General features: G+C 36.5%; 16 protein-coding genes. 9 read left to right on the top strand and 7 right to left on the bottom strand.

Going from position 1 to position 17398, the window contains the following annotated elements:
* Positions 1 to 103: 103 nt before the first annotated feature.
* The 3 genes from ACTDJC_RS07680 to ACTDJC_RS07670 form a co-directional block, all read right to left on the bottom strand.
* Positions 104 to 778 carry a response regulator transcription factor gene (locus ACTDJC_RS07680; protein WP_440603046.1) on the bottom strand — a complete coding sequence of 225 codons (675 nt, stop codon included), beginning with the start codon at positions 776 to 778 and terminating at the stop codon, positions 104 to 106.
* 525 nt (positions 779 to 1303) lie between these two features.
* Positions 1304 to 1861, bottom strand: a complete 558-nt coding sequence (locus ACTDJC_RS07675) for a superoxide dismutase family protein (protein WP_098309230.1) — start codon at positions 1859 to 1861, stop codon at positions 1304 to 1306.
* A 299-nt stretch (positions 1862 to 2160) separates the two neighbouring features.
* Entirely contained in the window at positions 2161 to 2337 is a 177-nt protein-coding gene (locus tag ACTDJC_RS07670; RefSeq protein WP_176524603.1) for a hypothetical protein, read from the bottom strand.
* 126 nt (positions 2338 to 2463) lie between these two features.
* Between ACTDJC_RS07670 and ACTDJC_RS07665 the strand changes: the two genes are divergently transcribed.
* Positions 2464 to 2847, top strand: coding sequence for a kinase-associated lipoprotein B (locus ACTDJC_RS07665; RefSeq protein WP_440603045.1), 384 nt, complete (start codon positions 2464 to 2466; stop codon positions 2845 to 2847).
* A 59-nt stretch (positions 2848 to 2906) separates the two neighbouring features.
* Here ACTDJC_RS07665 and kapD read toward each other — a convergent pair whose 3' ends face one another.
* A complete protein-coding gene (gene kapD / locus ACTDJC_RS07660) occupies positions 2907 to 3530 on the bottom strand; it encodes a 3'-5' exonuclease KapD (protein WP_253630753.1) in 624 nt (207 codons plus the stop codon).
* 330 nt (positions 3531 to 3860) lie between these two features.
* Between kapD and ACTDJC_RS07655 the strand changes: the two genes are divergently transcribed.
* A complete protein-coding gene (locus tag ACTDJC_RS07655) occupies positions 3861 to 5186 on the top strand; it encodes an ArsB/NhaD family transporter (RefSeq protein WP_141525035.1) in 1326 nt (441 codons plus the stop codon).
* A 112-nt stretch (positions 5187 to 5298) separates the two neighbouring features.
* On the opposite strand, the gene ACTDJC_RS07650 is transcribed toward ACTDJC_RS07655, so the two are convergent.
* Positions 5299 to 5787: a hypothetical protein gene (locus ACTDJC_RS07650; RefSeq protein WP_440603044.1), complete on the bottom strand. Its 489-nt coding sequence runs from the start codon at positions 5785 to 5787 to the stop codon at positions 5299 to 5301.
* Positions 5788 to 5927: 140 nt separating this feature from the next.
* Here ACTDJC_RS07650 and ACTDJC_RS07645 point away from each other — a divergent pair, with 140 nt between their 5' ends.
* Positions 5928 to 6611, top strand: coding sequence for a DNA alkylation repair protein (locus tag ACTDJC_RS07645; RefSeq protein WP_440603043.1), 684 nt, complete (start codon positions 5928 to 5930; stop codon positions 6609 to 6611).
* A 403-nt stretch (positions 6612 to 7014) separates the two neighbouring features.
* Positions 7015 to 8391, top strand: coding sequence for a glycine--tRNA ligase (locus ACTDJC_RS07640; protein WP_098309236.1), 1377 nt, complete (start codon positions 7015 to 7017; stop codon positions 8389 to 8391).
* Between the two features lie 266 nt (positions 8392 to 8657).
* On the opposite strand, the gene ACTDJC_RS07635 is transcribed toward ACTDJC_RS07640, so the two are convergent.
* Positions 8658 to 9035, bottom strand: coding sequence for a hotdog fold thioesterase (locus ACTDJC_RS07635; RefSeq protein ID WP_098309237.1), 378 nt, complete (start codon positions 9033 to 9035; stop codon positions 8658 to 8660).
* A 94-nt stretch (positions 9036 to 9129) separates the two neighbouring features.
* On the opposite strand from ACTDJC_RS07635, the gene ACTDJC_RS07630 reads away from it, so the two are divergent.
* The 5 genes from ACTDJC_RS07630 to ACTDJC_RS07610 all read left to right on the top strand — a co-directional run bounded on the left by ACTDJC_RS07630 (position 9130) and on the right by ACTDJC_RS07610 (position 14731).
* Positions 9130 to 9873, top strand: a complete 744-nt coding sequence (locus ACTDJC_RS07630; RefSeq protein WP_440603042.1) for a DUF3298 and DUF4163 domain-containing protein — start codon at positions 9130 to 9132, stop codon at positions 9871 to 9873.
* 50 nt (positions 9874 to 9923) lie between these two features.
* Positions 9924 to 10514, top strand: coding sequence for a biotin transporter BioY (locus ACTDJC_RS07625; RefSeq protein ID WP_098309239.1), 591 nt, complete (start codon positions 9924 to 9926; stop codon positions 10512 to 10514).
* A 211-nt stretch (positions 10515 to 10725) separates the two neighbouring features.
* Complete coding sequence (gene murJ / locus ACTDJC_RS07620; RefSeq protein WP_098309240.1) at positions 10726 to 12282, top strand: murein biosynthesis integral membrane protein MurJ; 1557 nt, start codon at positions 10726 to 10728, stop codon at positions 12280 to 12282.
* The gene (locus tag ACTDJC_RS07615; protein WP_098309241.1) at positions 12275 to 13342 is read left to right on the top strand and encodes a glycosyltransferase family 4 protein; all 1068 of its coding nucleotides are present in this window, start codon (positions 12275 to 12277) and stop codon (positions 13340 to 13342) included. Before murJ ends, ACTDJC_RS07615 begins: the two co-directional genes overlap by 8 nt.
* Before the next feature lie 12 nt (positions 13343 to 13354).
* The gene (locus ACTDJC_RS07610; RefSeq protein ID WP_098309242.1) at positions 13355 to 14731 is read left to right on the top strand and encodes an O-antigen ligase family protein; all 1377 of its coding nucleotides are present in this window, start codon (positions 13355 to 13357) and stop codon (positions 14729 to 14731) included.
* Positions 14732 to 14766: 35 nt separating this feature from the next.
* On the opposite strand, the gene ACTDJC_RS07605 is transcribed toward ACTDJC_RS07610, so the two are convergent.
* Entirely contained in the window at positions 14767 to 17319 is a 2553-nt protein-coding gene (locus ACTDJC_RS07605) for a YfhO family protein (RefSeq protein WP_440603041.1), read from the bottom strand.
* Between the last annotated feature and the right edge of the window lie 79 nt (positions 17320 to 17398).

Here is a 17398-nt window from a genome sequence, read left to right as displayed (position 1 = left end):
AGTGTATATTTCGGCAAGTAATAAAGAGGTAAAACAAACGGCCATAAAACGAGCGCAGTTGTAATGATCAACAAATATCTAGCTAACAGCGAATGTCGGAATTTCATTGTTTCACCCTGTATCCAATACCGCGAATTGTTTCAATTATTTGTGGTTGACTTGGCTCCTGCTCTATTTTTTCGCGTAAATGGCGGATATGTACCATTAAGGTTTTATCTCCTTCGATATATGGATGTCCCCATACAGCCTCATAAATTTGTTCTTTTGTTAAGATTTGGTTTGGATGACGGAGTAAATAGGTGAAAATTTGAAACTGCTTAGCCGTAAGTACGACATCATTATTCGATCTGGAATCCACAATGCGGTTCTCATTCAAATAAATGCGGAGATGTGATAGTACAATGAGCGGGGAGCATATCTTGTCAAACCGCCTGAGAAGCACTTCCACCCGTGCCGCGAGTTCATCGGGGTGAAAAGGCTTTGTCATATAATCATCTGCAAACTGCAGTCCCTGCAACTTATCATCAATCGATGATCTGGCGGATAGCATTAAAATAGGCGTCTTTGGAAATTCCTTTTTCAATCGCTGTCCAACTGAAAAGCCATCCAATCCTGGAAGCATAATATCAAGGATTACTAGGTCGATTTCCACCATATGTTCAATGGCACCTTCACCTGAAGTAATCCAAGTTACCTGATAGCCCCGTTCAAATAAATCTTCACATACCCAAGCACCAATTTCCTTATTGTCCTCAATATATAGAAGCTTCTTTTTCATGTAATCCCCTTTCTTTATCCCCCGCCTATCTTCTTTAGAAAAGCGGAAGCGGCTCGCTCAGAATCGCAGGACGTTGGAGCCCCCGACAGAGAGGTGCTTTTTGCCTCGTCCGAGGGGGCGAAACGACCGGAGATTCTAGCCGCTAGAGCTGGACAACGTTTCTCTCTGAATCTTGAAGTGAGGGTCTTACCGTCCACAAACACAGGGATAAAATGGAAATATCATATATTAATAGGTTATATTAATACAAACTGGGGTATCAAGTAGTAAAACAAATATTTTCAGGTGATAAAGTGAAACTTCCATGTTCGTTCTTCGACGGCTGCTTATCGTCGTGAAATTGCCCGTGCTTTAGCGGATGTCGCACGTGAATATGAGTTACCTTACACAAAGGATCAAATTTTGTTGAAACACTTTGTGCCCGCATCCAAGAACGTGTGTCCGCGATTTTAACATCAAAATATATAAAGGCTGCCGAGACTTTCCCGGCAGCCTTTAAACGTTCAGTCTTTCGAACATTTTTCTTTACTTCCCTTTTCCTTTTTCCTTTTTTATCTCTGAAGCTTTTTTCACAATCACACCGCATACAATTCGTTTCCCCGAATTTCCAGCTGGTTGCGTCATCCCGTCATCTGCATTTTCTGTAATAATAAGCGATGCGCCGTCTTTTTTATGCAGCGTTGTTTTTCCTTCTTTTAAACTCACTTGCGGTGCAGTAAGATCCGCTTTAATCTTTCCTTCACCATCTGCAATTACATTCGGTAAATCTCCGTTTTCATACCCTTCCGGATGCAATAATCCATGTTTCTTTTTTTTATCGAGATTAAAATGATCTCCAGAAGAAATAAAGTCCGGTGCTTTACATTCACCCATTTCATGAATATGTACTCCGTGTACACCAGGTGTAAATCCTTCTGCTTTAATAGAAATCTTTACACCGCTTGTCTCCTGAGAGACCTTAGCTGTTCCAACTTTATCTCCAAAAGCATTGTAAAGCTTCACTTCTATTTTTGTCGGCTTCTCTTGTGCACATCCAGCAAAGAGGAAGGCTGCGAAACATCCCAATACGAGTTGCTTTTTCATCCGTATTCCCTCCAGACTCATTCTGTTCTTATATTGTCCGAGCCTAGAAGGAAACATACAAAAACTCCTGCCACTTATAGACGCTATACTTAAGACAATTCTCGACGAAAAAGCATCCGTAAGTGCCCGATTGGCTTAACTAACCTTTTAGAGAAGAGCACTCCAAAAGGAAGTTTCGCTTTATCCCGCTCTAACAGTCGGTAAGATGCTCGGCTATGAAGAAATAACAAACCGTCTGTAAGAACCCGATTGGCTCAACTAACCTTTTGGAGAAAAACACTCCAAAAGGAAGTTTCGCTTTACCGTTTCTCTTGTCCCATAATACGTTTTTCCATCTCTTTTAGATTCTCTGCTTCTCGTTCTGATGATTTAATAAAAATACGCCATGTAGCAACTGCTCCAACAAGAAATAACACGCATACAATACCAGGTATAATATATTCTGTCTTGTCTTCTGGAAAGTATAAAGGCATCATAATTCTTCACTCCTTTGTTTATTTCCTTATACAACTAATTATACAGAAATTTCAGTCTAAACAAAACTTCCTTTCTTTTTTGACTCCTTCTCTTTCATTGCTTACTATGAAAAAGAGGTGAATAATATGAATGAAACATTCCAAATTGGTGATGTTGTAACAGGCATTTACAAAACAGGGAAGTACATTGGTGAAATTACTAATGTTCGTCCACAGCATTATCTTGTAAAGGTGCTCGCAGTTATGAAACATCCAATGCAAGGCGACTTACATAACGTAAAACAAGCTGACGTACCCTTTTTCCATGAACGCCGTGCCTTAGCATTTCGTGAACAAACAAATATCCCACAGCAAATGGTCAAGCAATATGAAGGTGACGTGCCTGATTATAAAGAATCGCTTCAAAAAGCATTAACAGAACAAATGCAACAATTACAAGAGGACGACTCTCCATTTGCACAGCGAAGTTTACAAATGCTAGAACAATTAAAGCATGATTATCAATTGTAAGATCAGTAGCGCTGAACAAACAAAACAGCCAAATTACAATTATGATTGTAATTTGGCTGTTATTGTGCACTTACCTTTTTTAATACTTTCGAAAAGTCTACAAGCTCGCCAAGTGTTGGAGGAGCTGGTTTTACTAAGTATTGTTTATCTTTCTCAACAAGTTTAAAAATGTTATATGTCGTCATCGCATCATCTAACGCACAGTGATGCTTACCTGTAGCGACCTTTCCGTATGCTTCAATAGCTTTCCATAATCCAGTTTGGTTGCGATCCCCAAAAAAACGCTTATACTCTAACGATAAATCACGGCATTGTCCCGTAAACGGATAAGGAATATTCGCTATTTCGCAATTATGTTTCAGCACTCTCATATCCATGTTTCCCCACGTCACAATTGTTGTACTGCAACGTTTATCATAGTTTGCCAGCTTTTCAACAAGCGTTGCAAATGAAATCCCATCATCCACTGCTTCTTGCTGAATTCCTAAAAACTTTTTGCACCGTTCTGTTAACGATGAAAAGGTTTCCGGTTTTACATAAGAAGAATACGTATCAACTACAACATGATTTACAACCGAAACAATTCCTACTTCAATAATTTCCGGAAAAAATCCTTTTGGCTTTTTTCGATTCTGAGGCATCGTGAACTCAAAATCTAAAAATAATAATTGTTGTTCATCCATACGATCCCTTCCTTATAAATTCTTCCATATTCATCCATTATATCACACCAAATACCCGCGAACACGTTTACATACATGAATCCTAATTGAGAAAGGAAAAGCTTCCGTAAGAGCCTAATTGGTTCAATGAGATGTATCTTATATATATGTCAAATAACAGCAAATATTTTCAAAAATAAGAAAATAACTCAATTCATTTATGCAGAAAATATGACAAAACAATTGCTTTCATTTACATCTTACATTTTTCTACTTTATAATGGCTTTAATTGTGTTTATTACATAATCGTATCAAACAATAAGAAAAACTACTGAGAGGAGATGGGATTTTTGCATGAAACAACACAAGAAATTGCAAACTGGCAATACTATTTTGCAATTGCTGTCTTTTTAGTTACATATGCCATCATCATTTCTGAAAAAATTAACCGCGCTGTCATCGCACTGCTTGGTGCAGCTTTAATGGTAATTGTAGGAGTTGTTGACTTACATAATGCTTTTACGAAGCATATTGAATGGGGAACGATTACCTTACTCATTGGTATGATGATTTTAGTTAACATTACGAGCAAGTCAGGGGTCTTTCAATATGTTGCGATTAAATCCGCTAAGAAAGCGAAAGGAAATCCAATTCGTATTTTAATTATCCTTTCTTTATTAACTGCAGTTGGCTCCGCTTTTTTAGACAACGTAACAACGGTTCTTCTCGTTGTACCAGTTACACTATCTATCACACGTATTTTACAAGTAAATCCTGTTCCGTATTTAATATCAGAAATTATTTTCTCAAATATCGGTGGAACAGCTACACTTATCGGTGATCCTCCAAATATTATGATTGGCTCTGCAAATAAACATTTAGATTTTAATGCTTTCTTAGTGAACTTAGCTCCAATTGTAATCATCATTATTGCAGTGACAGCGGTTATGCTGTACTTCATGTATAGAAAACAATTAATAGCTGATCCAATCCAAATTAAAAAATTAATGAGTCTAGATGAAAAGCAATACATTAAAGATCCAGTACTAATGAAAAAATCACTAACTGTACTGGGGCTTACAATCATCGGATTCATGACGCACTCTATTTTTCACGTTGATGCAGCAGTTATTGCCTTAACAGGAGCAACAGTATTAATGTTAATCGGTGTAAAAGAGCATGAAATTGAAGAAGTATTTGCTAATGTAGAATGGGTTACAATTTTCTTCTTTGCTGGCTTATTCGTACTTGTTGGCGGTCTTATCGATATTGGTTTAATTAAATCGTTAGCACAGCAAGTATTAAATATAACTGGCGGTGACATTTCTTTCGCTGCTGTACTTATTTTATGGGTATCTGGCATCGCTTCTGCAACGATTGATAATATTCCATTCGTCGCAACAATGATCCCGCTTATTAATGATATGACAATTGGACTCGGCTTAACACCATCTGATGCACAGGTCGACGTACTCTGGTGGGCGCTAGCACTTGGCGCTTGTTTAGGCGGAAACGGAACATTAATCGGGGCATCCGCAAACGTAATCGTTGCAGGTATTGCAAACCGCGAAGGACATAGCTTTAGCTATATGGAATTCTTAAAAGTTGGCTTCCCAATTACAATTGTTTCATTAATCATTTCGAACATTTATATTTATTTCCGTTACTTAATGTAACGGAAAGCAAAAGCGGCTCGCTCAGAATGAGAAGTGAAGCCACTGACCATGCTAGCCGCTTGAGCTAGACAATAGAAAAAACGGAAGGAAACCCTTCCGTTTTTTCTTATCCTTAATATCTCGGTTCCTTATTTCGAATTACAAATAAGTGAATTGGAAGAAAAATAGAACATGTAATAACATGTAGCACCGTATATAGTACTGCATTTGTTGTGTATCTTTCTAATAGTAAATATACGATATAAATACCTAACGCAATCAATAGGACTGAAGATATAGTATGCAAAAATGGAATCCATCCGATAATAAAGCAGGCAACATACACACCAAATAACTTCCATCCCGCTTGCGGCTGCATAAATTGCGGTAATTTCTTTCCAATTAAATCTCCCCATATTTTACAATTTAAAAATGGAATAAACGCAAAGAATGAATCTTCCAATCCATCAGCTTTTGCCATGTTATACAGCGCGAATGCTGTTAATAAATAAGCAGCTACAACCCAGACTAAAAAGATAATAACAAAAATAAGTCCTAACGCTAAAAAGCCGGCTATAATCCCATCATCCGCTGTCCCGCTTATTACAACTTGATCCCCCATCTTAATACCCCCTTTTAACTCAGTTCCGTTCTTTTTCTATATATTCGTAACGGAAAGTATTAAGAAGTGGATAAAAAAATTTTTATCTTGTCCCAAAAGCGTTACACTTAAATAGAAAAATAAGAATAAGGAGTGAATATATGCATCCTTTCACAGAAAGCCTACAGAAACACTTTGAAGCACATCGCAACCGGGAAAAAGCAGAACCAATGGAACGTTATATGAAAAATCACTTTCCATTTCTCGGCATTCAAACACCAGAGCGAAAACAGTTATTTCGTGAAGTGTCACAAAATACTGAGGCACCAAAAGGAGCAAAACTTCCTGTTATTCTTCGCGAACTATGGGCACTGCCAGAACGAGAATTTCAAATGGTTGCTTTAACTCTATTAGATAAATATCGCAAACATTTAGATGAAACGCATTTATCACTCTTAGAAGAGCTTATTACTACAAAATCATGGTGGGATTCTGTGGATATGCTTGCAAGTCATTTTGTTGGCCTCATCTTGGCGGCGCATCCGCATTTAATCGAAGCGTATGTGCAAAAGTGGATGGCGTCTAACAATATGTGGCTGCAGCGAACATGCCTTTTATTCCAGCTTAAGTATAAAGAAAAAACAGATATGAAACTCCTCTTCTCGTTAATCGAGCAGCTCAGTCACTCTAAAGAATTTTTCATTCAAAAAGCAATCGGCTGGGTACTTCGTGAATACGCAAAAACAAATCCGCAAGCTGTATGGGAATTCGTACAAACACATCATCTTGCACCGCTTAGTAAACGTGAAGCTATTAAACATATCAAAAATGTATTCGAGCAGTAATTTTTGGGCTATACTACATACTAGATACTACATATACTACGCTAAATACGTCTCTCTATTGTGAATTAAAAGAGAACATGATAAAATATGGTCATCTATTTTTTAAATATGGTAGCGATGAAGGACAAATAAGTACTTGCAAAAACGAAGCGATTCAGGGATGGTGAAAGCCTGAAACTGCAAGGAAAAAGGCAGTCCCGAGCAATGCAATATAAAGTGGACATACAATTTTGTGTGTCAACTAGGGTGGAACCGCGGGCAAACGCTCGTCCCTAGGCTGAATAAGCCTTGGGACGAGCGTTTTTTTATTGAAAAGCGGAAGCGGCTCACTCCCCTAATCACTTCTACAAGTACTACTCTATCCTTCATCGCCAATACGTTACCTTTTAAGGAGGAATTGAAAATGGCTTCAATGGAACAAATCGTAAACTTAGCAAAGCATCGTGGTTTTGTTTTTCCGGGTTCTGAAATTTACGGTGGTCTTGCAAATACTTGGGATTACGGTCCACTTGGTATCGAATTAAAAAACAACGTGAAAAAAGCTTGGTGGAAAAAATTCATTCAAGAATCTCCGTATAACGTAGGTTTAGACGCAGCAATTTTAATGAACCCAAAAACTTGGGTAGCATCTGGTCACGTTGGAAACTTCAACGATCCAATGATCGACTGTAAAAAATGTAAAGCGCGCCACCGTGCTGATAAATTAATCGAAGATGCTTTAGATGCAAAAGGCATCGAAATGATTGTTGACGGTCTTACTTTCGATCAAATGGCTGGATTAATGAAAGAACACGAAGTAAAATGCCCAGATTGCGGCAGCGAAGACTTTACTGAAATTCGTCAGTTCAACTTAATGTTTAAAACATTCCAAGGTGTTACAGAATCTAGCACAAACGAAATTTTCCTTCGTCCTGAAACAGCACAAGGTATTTTCGTAAACTTCAAAAACGTTCAACGCTCTATGCGTAAAAAGCTTCCATTTGGTATCGGCCAAATCGGTAAAAGCTTCCGTAATGAAATTACACCTGGTAACTTTACATTCCGTACACGTGAGTTTGAACAAATGGAACTTGAATTCTTCTGCAAACCTGGCGACGATTTAGAATGGTTCACATTCTGGCGCAACACTTGTAAAAACTGGCTTCTTACACTTGGTATGAACGAAGAAAGTATGCGTCTTCGCGACCACGGTGAAGAAGAATTATCTCATTACAGTAACGCAACAACTGATATCGAATTTAAATTCCCATTTGGCTGGGGCGAACTTTGGGGCATCGCGTCTCGTACAGACTTTGACTTAAACCGTCATATGGAGCATTCTACTGAAGACTTTAACTATGTAGATCCACAAACGAATGAGCGTTACGTACCATACTGCATCGAGCCATCTCTTGGCGCAGACCGCGTAACATTAGCATTCTTATGTGATGCATACGAAGAAGAGCAATTAGAGAACGACTCTCGTACAGTTCTTCGTTTCCACCCAGCATTAGCGCCATTTAAAGCAGCAATCCTGCCGCTTTCTAAAAAGCTATCTGAAGGTGCACAAGAAGTGTTCGCAGAACTTGCAAAAGACTTCATGGTGGACTTCGATGAAACAGGTTCTATCGGTAAACGTTACCGCCGTCAAGACGAAATCGGTACACCATTCTGTATCACTTACGACTTCGACTCTGTTGAAGACAAAGCAGTTACAGTACGTGACCGTGACACAATGGAACAAGTACGTATGCCAATTAGCGAACTAAAAGGCTTCTTAGAAAAGAAAATTCAATTTTAATGAGAAAACGACTGCTTGAAGCAGTCGTTTTTTTCATCTTCTCAATATATCGGCGCTTCGACAGGATATAAAGTGAAACTTCCATCAGTGACGCTTTTCTCACTGATGGAAAGCTCTCACCAATCGGGCTTTTACGGGCAGTTTTCTTCCCCGCCCTTCTCCATCCTTTACTGCCCGTTAATACGGGATAAAGACCCTTCCACAATGTTCAACACATGAATACAGCATGAAAGAAAAAAAACGATTGCCAATATCGGCAATCGTTTTTATTTTTTCTCTTTCACTGCAACTGTACATCTGGAAATACAAATTAAAGTATTGTCTTCATCAATAATTCGAATGTCCCACACCATCGTCGTCTTCCCTTTGTGAAGTGGTGTTCCGATCGCTGTTACAATTCCTTCTCGTTTTGAATGTAAATGATTTGCATTAATTTCAAGACCAAAGCACAGATATTTATCTTGATCAATTAAATTATATGTACCAACACTTGCAACTGTTTCTGCTAGAGCAACAGATGCTCCTCCGTGTAAAAAACCAAATGGTTGATGCGTACTTCCATGTACTGGCATTGTCGCTACAACCTTCTCCTCTGTCATTTCTAATAATTCAATACCTAATGCTTCCATTAATGTTTTAGGCATACGATTATCCCCTTTCGAATTACCAAAAAACGCATAATAATATCTATTTCTTTTCAAACTATCAGTGAATCTATAATACATGGAGGTACCTTTTATGAAGAAACTATTATATATTATATTATTTTTTTACTTCTCTATCGCTATTGTACCAAAAAATGCAATAGCAGCCCAAACATCTAACCTTACAATTAAAGTTCATACTATGACCCAAAAAGGTAAGAACCCTTATTTTGAATATCAACTTAACTATCCACAATTTCATAATATTCCAGATGGACAATTTCAAAAGAAATTAAATACGTATTATGAAAAAAGCACGAACCAGTTTAAAAAGAACTTAGAAAAAGATGCAAAAGCATATTATGAACAATCAAAAGAGACAGATGCTCCATTTCATCCATATATCGCGAATGTTGACTACAAAGTAGGATTAAATAAATTCCCATTGCTCAGTCTATATGTAAATCGCTATCAATATACGGGCGGCGCTCATGGCATGTATGAGTGGAAAGCAAATACATTTGATGTAGAGAAAAACAAACCTCTCCGCTTAGCAGACTTATTTCAAAAAGATAGTCAATATGAAACAATCATTAAGACAGAAATCGTTAGACAAATTGAGCAAAATAAGGAGAACTTCTTCCCAGATGCTGCCGAGAAAGCGATGAACGAAAAAAAGCTCAAATACGTTTTAGAACAAGATCATCTCATGATTTATTTCCCGCTGTACGAAATTGCGCCGTACGCAAGTGGTATTCCACAATTCCGGATTCCATATACACTACTTCGTGAAGTGTTAAAGCCAAAATATCAAAATATTCTAATTGACAATGCATAGATGAATTCAGTACGATAATGTTAACTACAAAACACTCGGGGGTTAACATTATGAATAAACTTCGTGCATCAGACTTAGCTTTAGCTGCAATGTTTGTCGCACTTATGGCGATTGGTGCAAATATTACATCTTGGGCACCATTTCTACAAGTTGCAGGTGTTCCGCTTTCTATGCAGCCATTCTTTGCTATTTTAGCTGGTCTTCTTCTTGGAAGCCGAATCGGGGCCTTATCTATGATTGTTTATACACTAGTTGGAATTGCAGGAGCACCTATATTCGCTGGCTTTCAAGCTGGGTTTAGTACTCTATTAAGCCCAACTGGCGGATTTATTCTTTCTTTCATTGTTGTTGCTTATGTAACAGGTAAAATCGTTGAGCAAGTCAAAAACCCAAAATTCGGTACATTTGCTACTGCTTCTGCTGTCGGAATCATTCTTGTCTATATCATTGGAACGACTTATATGTACTTAGCTATAAACAATTGGGTAGGCGGTCATATTAGCTATGCAGCAGCTTGGAAAGTTATGATGTGGTTTGCTGTAAAAGATATCATCTTTACAATGATCGGTGCAGTTATTGCACCTCGTATATACTATGCTGTTCGCCGTTCTGCCTATCAGAATAGTCACTTTGCTTCATAAGGTGAAACCGTTATTTCATACTATTGTTTTGTTATAAGAGGCGGGAATTATTACGGTCTTTTATTGCGAGCTAAAAAGGATATCCGCCCCTATTAGGTGATATCCTTTTTTAATTGGGAAACATTTTACGTTACCAAGATATATTTGATTTTTACATACAAATAAATTATGCTTGAAAAAGAATTAAATTTAAATAAGGAATTGATTATAAATGAGTAGAGAGGCATCTCAAGACAATACAAAAAGATTTCTCATTGTAACACTATTTTTCACCCTTGGGACAGCTTTAGGAAAACTACTTGGATTTACAAAAGAAGTAACACTTGGAGCTTATTTTGGTACAAATTATGCCGTTGACGCATACGTTGTAGCTTTAAATATACCAACTATTGTTTTCACTGGTATTACAGGGGCTTTCGCCTTTTCTTTCATTCCTATCTTTATGGAGTTAAAAGGAAAAGATCCACATAAAGCATATCGATTTATGAATAACTTTTTAAACATCGTTCTACTTATTTTTTTCATTCCGCTTTTGCTCATTGAATTACAGCCCCGCTTCTTCATTTCAATATTTGCGCATGGGCTCCCTGAGCAAACAGCTTTATTATCGGCTCATCTATTGCAAATTATTTTTCCGACTGTATTTTGTACATTCATGATTGATATTTTTAATGCTTATTTGAACAGTTTACATAAATTTCGTATTACGAGTATGCAATGGGTTGTATTAAACGGTATTACACTTATTATTTTTATTTGCCTTGTACAATGGATAGGAATTTATGCACTAGCATTAGGTGTTATTGTCGGAAACATCGTACAAAATATACTCGTTTATTTCGCCTCCAAGCGTGAAGGATATCGCTATCAATTTGTAATCGATTGGAAAGATCCTTCTTTAAAAACCATGATATCTTTGAGCATTCCTGCTTTTATTACAAGTATGTCTGTTCAAATTAATCTACTTGTAGATCGTACACTAGTCTCCGGATTACAAGAAGGATCCATCGCGGCTCTTAATTACTCCCAAAAGCTATACTTTATTCCGCTTGGGTTAATTGCTGCTCCTGTTTTAACAGTTATGTATCCTAAATTTGTCGAATACGTAAATCATTCGAACTGGAAAGACTTCACAAAATTAATGGAAACAAATATAAAGGTGCTGTTATATTTGTTTATTCCTGTTTTTATTTATTTCACCTTTTTTACAGAGGAAATTGTCAAAGTTGTTTATAACTATGGTGCATTTGGGGAAGATTCTATCATAATGACAGCAACCGCGCTGCAATTTTATGCGTTAGCTGCCCTCATGCAGCCTTTAAAAGACTTACTTGATCGCTTGCTTTTTTCTTTGAAACTGAATCGATACATTATGTATGCATCGATTATTTCCATGATTATAAATGTTATATTATGCATTATACTCGTTAACCAAATTGGTTTAGCTGGTGCAGCTCTTTCCACTTCAATAGCATCAGCCAGCACTGTACTCATGCTATTATGGATGCTCCGAAAATTCATGAAAGAGAAAGAACAGGTAAGCTCGCACTACGGTGGCTTTTTACTTAAATGTATTGTTGCATCTTTTGTAAGTTTGTATGCTTCCAAACTGCTGCTTCATTTCTCACACGATACAAAGTTGCTTATCTTATTAGCAATAGCAATTGGTGCCATCGTTTACTTACTCGTCACTTATATATTAAAGATAAAGGAGCTACAACAATTGCTGTCGCTATTTTTAGGTAAAAGGAAGAATATAAATGAATAAAATTATGTACCTTTTAAATTATATCGGGGATGGCGGATCCGAAAAATACGTTCTAGATTTAATGGAATCCGTTGGTCCAGAACACTGTATCCTTGTATACTCTATCCCTGGTCCTTTCTTAAAAAAGTTTGAACAACTAAACGTACCGATGTATCAAATCAAAATGCGTCATCCTTTTGATATACAAGCTGCTATGCAGTTAAAGAAAATTATAAAAAAAGAAAAAATCGATATTGTTCATGCACAGTTTTTACGTGAAAATTATATTGCTATTCTAGCCAAATTATTAGGTGCTCCTATTCGGGTTATTTGGACATACCACGTAAATGTGCCGATGTCATTTCACCTAAAGTGGAGCAATTCCTTTTTTACCCGCTATAATGATGCTATCATTTGCATCTCTCAATTTATGAAGGAGCAGCTATGTCAAAAGGGCGTACCAGAAAAAAAGATAAAGGTCATTTATAACGGGGTTGCAGATCCGTATATAGATGCCTCTCTTTCTCAGCATCGCCCCCAAAAAATAGCTGTTATCGGAAGGCTTAGCAAAGAAAAAGGACAACTATTCTTATTAAAAGGCTTGAAAGAGCTAAGAGTACTACATCCATCTTTACAATGGCATTGTGATATTATCGGTGAAGGACCATTAAAAGAAGAGTTAACAGAGATGATTCAAGAGTTATCACTATGTGAACATGTATCATTAACAGGCTTTCAAGACGATATTATAAAAGAATATACAAAACATGACATTATTGTGATTCCATCAGAAAATGAAGGATTATCCTATGTCGCTATTGAAGCAATTGCTATGAAAAAACCTGTTATTGCAACAAATGTCGGTGGTTTGCCAGAAGTAATTGTTCATAATCATTCGGGTTTATTAATACCGTATGGATCGGAAGAAACATTGGCTGCATCTTTAGCACAATTATTACAAGATGAAAAGTTATATCATTCCTTAGCAGAATGCGGACGCGAACATTACTTACAAAACTTCACTTTTTCAAAAATGTTAAAGGAAGTTACAGCAATTTATCGCACACCATCATCATGTTAAAGGAGGATATATATGACACATTCAACTCGATTCTACTATATATGGGCAAGTATCTTCTTCGTTATATTGGGATTACTGTTTCCATCAACTTATACCGGACTTTTCATTTCTGTCGCACTAGCATGTGCTGCTTTTCGAGATGAAAAGCTCGGTATTGCTTATTTACTAATGTTTATTCCGATGCGCCCCTTTCTCGTTGCTTATAATCCTGGGCTAAAGTTTATCGGTCTATTCATCATTATTTCTCTCTTATTGCGTCTATTATGGCAATACCGACATAATATTTCACAGCTTTTTTCATTCCGATACTTTGAAATATTATATTTTCTTTTCTGCTTGTTTGGTGCTGCTATCGGTCTATCGCATGGTGTTTCACTTGTCGCAATTGCTATGCAGTTACACACACTGCTTCTATTTTATTTTTTATACTATATCGCTTCTCGTATCACCATTCACGATGAGGATATATTATTTTTTGCGAAGATTACCTTTATCGCTTCTGTCATTATGTCTATACAGGGGCTGATTGAGAAACTATCACTGCGAACCATGTTATTGCCGGAAGCTTGGAAAGATCTTGTGCTTGCTCCAACAAACAAAATTCGGATATACGGAATGGCGGGCGGCCCAAATGAATTGGCACTATATTTGATATTAGCTTTTCTTATTTCACTATACGTTCTTCGAAACGTATCAGGGAAAATGAAATATGTCACATATATAGGACTCACACTCATTGCCACAACATTATGGCTCACATATTCACGTGGTGCATTTCTAACAGTTACCGTCTTTTTAGTTGTCTATTTATGCATCAACCGGAAATTTTCAAATTGGAAATCACTGCTAGCAATTGCCCTTGTGTCATTTCTATGCGCTACATGCATCTCAAAAATGACGAACTATTTAGAGGGAGATAGAATGGGTGTAAAACGATTTACGGAAGCACTCTCAGAAGACACAGTTGAACTTAGTAAACAAGACGGGCGCATTTACTATGTAAAAAAAGCTGTTGAAATCTTTCAAGATAAACCAATTACCGGCTATGGATTTGGAACATTTGGCGATGCTGCTACGCAAACTTTCTCATCGCCTATTTATAAACAATATGAGATTACATGGGACTTCTATTCCGATAATCAATACATTCAAATACTTGCTGAAACAGGTATAATAGGTGTGTTCTTATGTGCGGGATTCGCCTTTGGATTCCTTTCTCTTCTTTGGAAATATAGGAAAGAATCACCTTTTGCTCCCCTTGCTTTATATTTAATAGTCGGAGTACTTATTGGCAGCGCATTTTATAACATATTAGAAAATGCTTCATTTATGATGTACTTCTTTTTAACAACTGGGTATATACAGCACCGTACAAAAAAAAGCTACTGATGAATTCAGTAGCTTTTTTCCTTATTTTTCATTCCTTATTCTACGCTTTTCCGTAACATCCTTGCCTGTACAATAGCAAATAATACAGTAAGGATGACACTCACAACAGAAATACTGATACCTAGTTTTAAACCTGGAGAATGGTAAGTAAGTACAACTTCATGGTCACCAGCGTTCGCCTTGACTCCTAATAAACCATCCACAATTTTTTCTGTAGGCTGCTCTTTCCCATCAATTGTAACGGACCAGCCAGCATCATAAGGAATCGGAAATACAAATGTAGATTCATTATTTAATGCTATATTTCCTTTTATTGTTGTTCCTTTGTTTTCAGTAACTTTCATTGTGCTCTTTTGTAATTCTTTTACCGTCTCATTAAATTTGTCTATATCTAATCCATAAAACTGGAGCCCTTTTAATGAGAAGACATCTTCGTCCTCAACCTTTATCTTCATTGTTGTAATCCCTTTTGTTGGGAAGTATCCAAAATCAATTATAGATTTTTCTGGATCAGGCGGTAAGTAACACGTATACTGGTCATTCACTACGATTTCTTTCCACTTTTCAATTCCATCAGCTAATCCATATAATTGAACCTCTTTTGGTATACTTACTTGAATCGTAATATATCCCGGTTCTGCCTTATTAACTCTTTCATATATTCCTTCTTCTCCTGGAACAGCGGCCATATTTTTTAGCGAAATTTTTGGGTCTGCTAGCTTTTTAAATAGCGTTCCCTCTTTTGCACCAACCAGCTTTTCTTGAAAAACAAAAGGATTCTTTTCATCTTTAGAAGGTATACGTTCAACCGGATAGCCGAATGGAACAATATTGTTATCCTTAAACACATTAGCAAAACCAATTTGCTTTATTTTCTCGTACCCGTATTTCGGTATACTACCATCTTCAATTCTATATCCAATTTTTAAAATAGCGTCTAATAACAATGTGTCACCATGATTATTTGCTACTAAAAAATCGGGGGACGTTGAGTACCCTGTCTGCTTTAAAAAGCGATGAAATGATCCATTTGCCATCGAATTAAATGTTTGAAAAGATGGATAATCATATTGTAATGAATCATTTAGCGTTCGAAAATATTGAGAACTTACACGATACCGCTCTGTATTGATTTCATTTACATATTGAATAGCTTGTTTAGCAGTTTTATTCAGTTCGTATTCTTTCCGCTTTGCATAAGTCATTTCTTTATGGAGACCATGAATGTAGTTATTTGTATTAAAACCAACATCAACTATTAAACAAATGAACAATAATCCTGTTGTTAATTTTGATAATGATGGTTTCATCATACGAATATGCAATACTATAACAACAACCGTAATAAAAAGAGCGTTTGTAAGCAGTATATCGTTATGAACTGCTTTATATCCTTTCACTGATAATGAATAGAGTAGAATAAGATGTACGATGTAACTAATCCATAATGGCACAACATATTTTCGATTCATATGTTGAAATACTCTGGCTGCCATAAAAATTGTTAACATAACAAATACAAAGGCAAAACGATGTGGATACGCATTTGGCGGCTTATTCCCATGCCAAGCTAAATTTAAAAACGGAATTGCAAAACTGCAAATTAAGAACAAAAATACAAATATAGATAAGAATTTTTCTCTCTTGTTAATTTCTTTATTAACAAAGTATAAAGGTAATAATACTAATACTAATGTGGATGCATATACATTAGGAGCACCAAATAAACTTGAATCATATCCTCCAGATAATAGCTTCCAATAAAAATCAAGTAAATTAAGATTCCATTCTAATTTGAAGTCCATTGAACTGATACTATATGGGTTACTCTTTAACGCTCCAAGAGTTGGAAAAATAATTACAGATCCTATTCCAACAGCTAGTCCCGTTCCAATGCAAAACAACAGAAAATATTTCCCCCATGTTTTTATATCTCGAAACTTATATTGTGAAAAGAGTCGAATGATAAAATAAAGGAATGTAAAAATCCCGAACATAAATGAAATATAGAAATTAGCGATAAACATAATCGCTAATGCAACCGTAAAGAAAATAACCTTTCTGTCTCGTAAGAGCTTTTCCACTCCGATTAAAACAACAGGTAGGAACACGACACCATCTAGCCACATGACATGAAATGAATAGGCCATAACATACCCTGACAATGCATAAGCAGTTGAAAACAGTAACAACCCTTTATGCTCTTTCCCTATCACATAACGTAAAAACCAACCACATGTTAATCCTGCAAATCCCACTTTTAAAAGTGTAATAAGAAAAATAAATTCTGGAATGCTTTCCTTATTAAAGAAGTAAAGAAGAACAGAAAACGGGCTTGCTAAATAGTAGGCGAATGTCCCGAGAAAGTTAAGTCCCCCGCCTAATTCAATTGTATATTGTAAGCTCTTCCCTTCTGTAAATACGCTATGTAAATAAGAATAAAATTGAACATATTGCGTGTTTAAATCACTAATTAATATTGAATACTTTCCAAACGGATATACACCGAACAAAGCATAGCATATAAGTAATATACAGAATGGAACGAAAAAGAACAGAACGCCATACAGACTTCTTAATTTTTTCATTATTTTACGCTCCTGTTTTATTTTTATTTTCCTCTTGCGTACTTGCTGTTTCTTGACGTAAGCGAATATATAAAAATCC

The organism is Bacillus sp. GB_SG_008 (assembly GCF_052038115.1).
Lineage (GTDB): Bacteria > Bacillota > Bacilli > Bacillales > Bacillaceae_G > Bacillus_A > Bacillus_A rhizoplanae.
The sequence above is the reverse complement of the archived record's forward strand: the minus strand, read 5'-3'. Positions and strand labels throughout refer to the sequence as shown.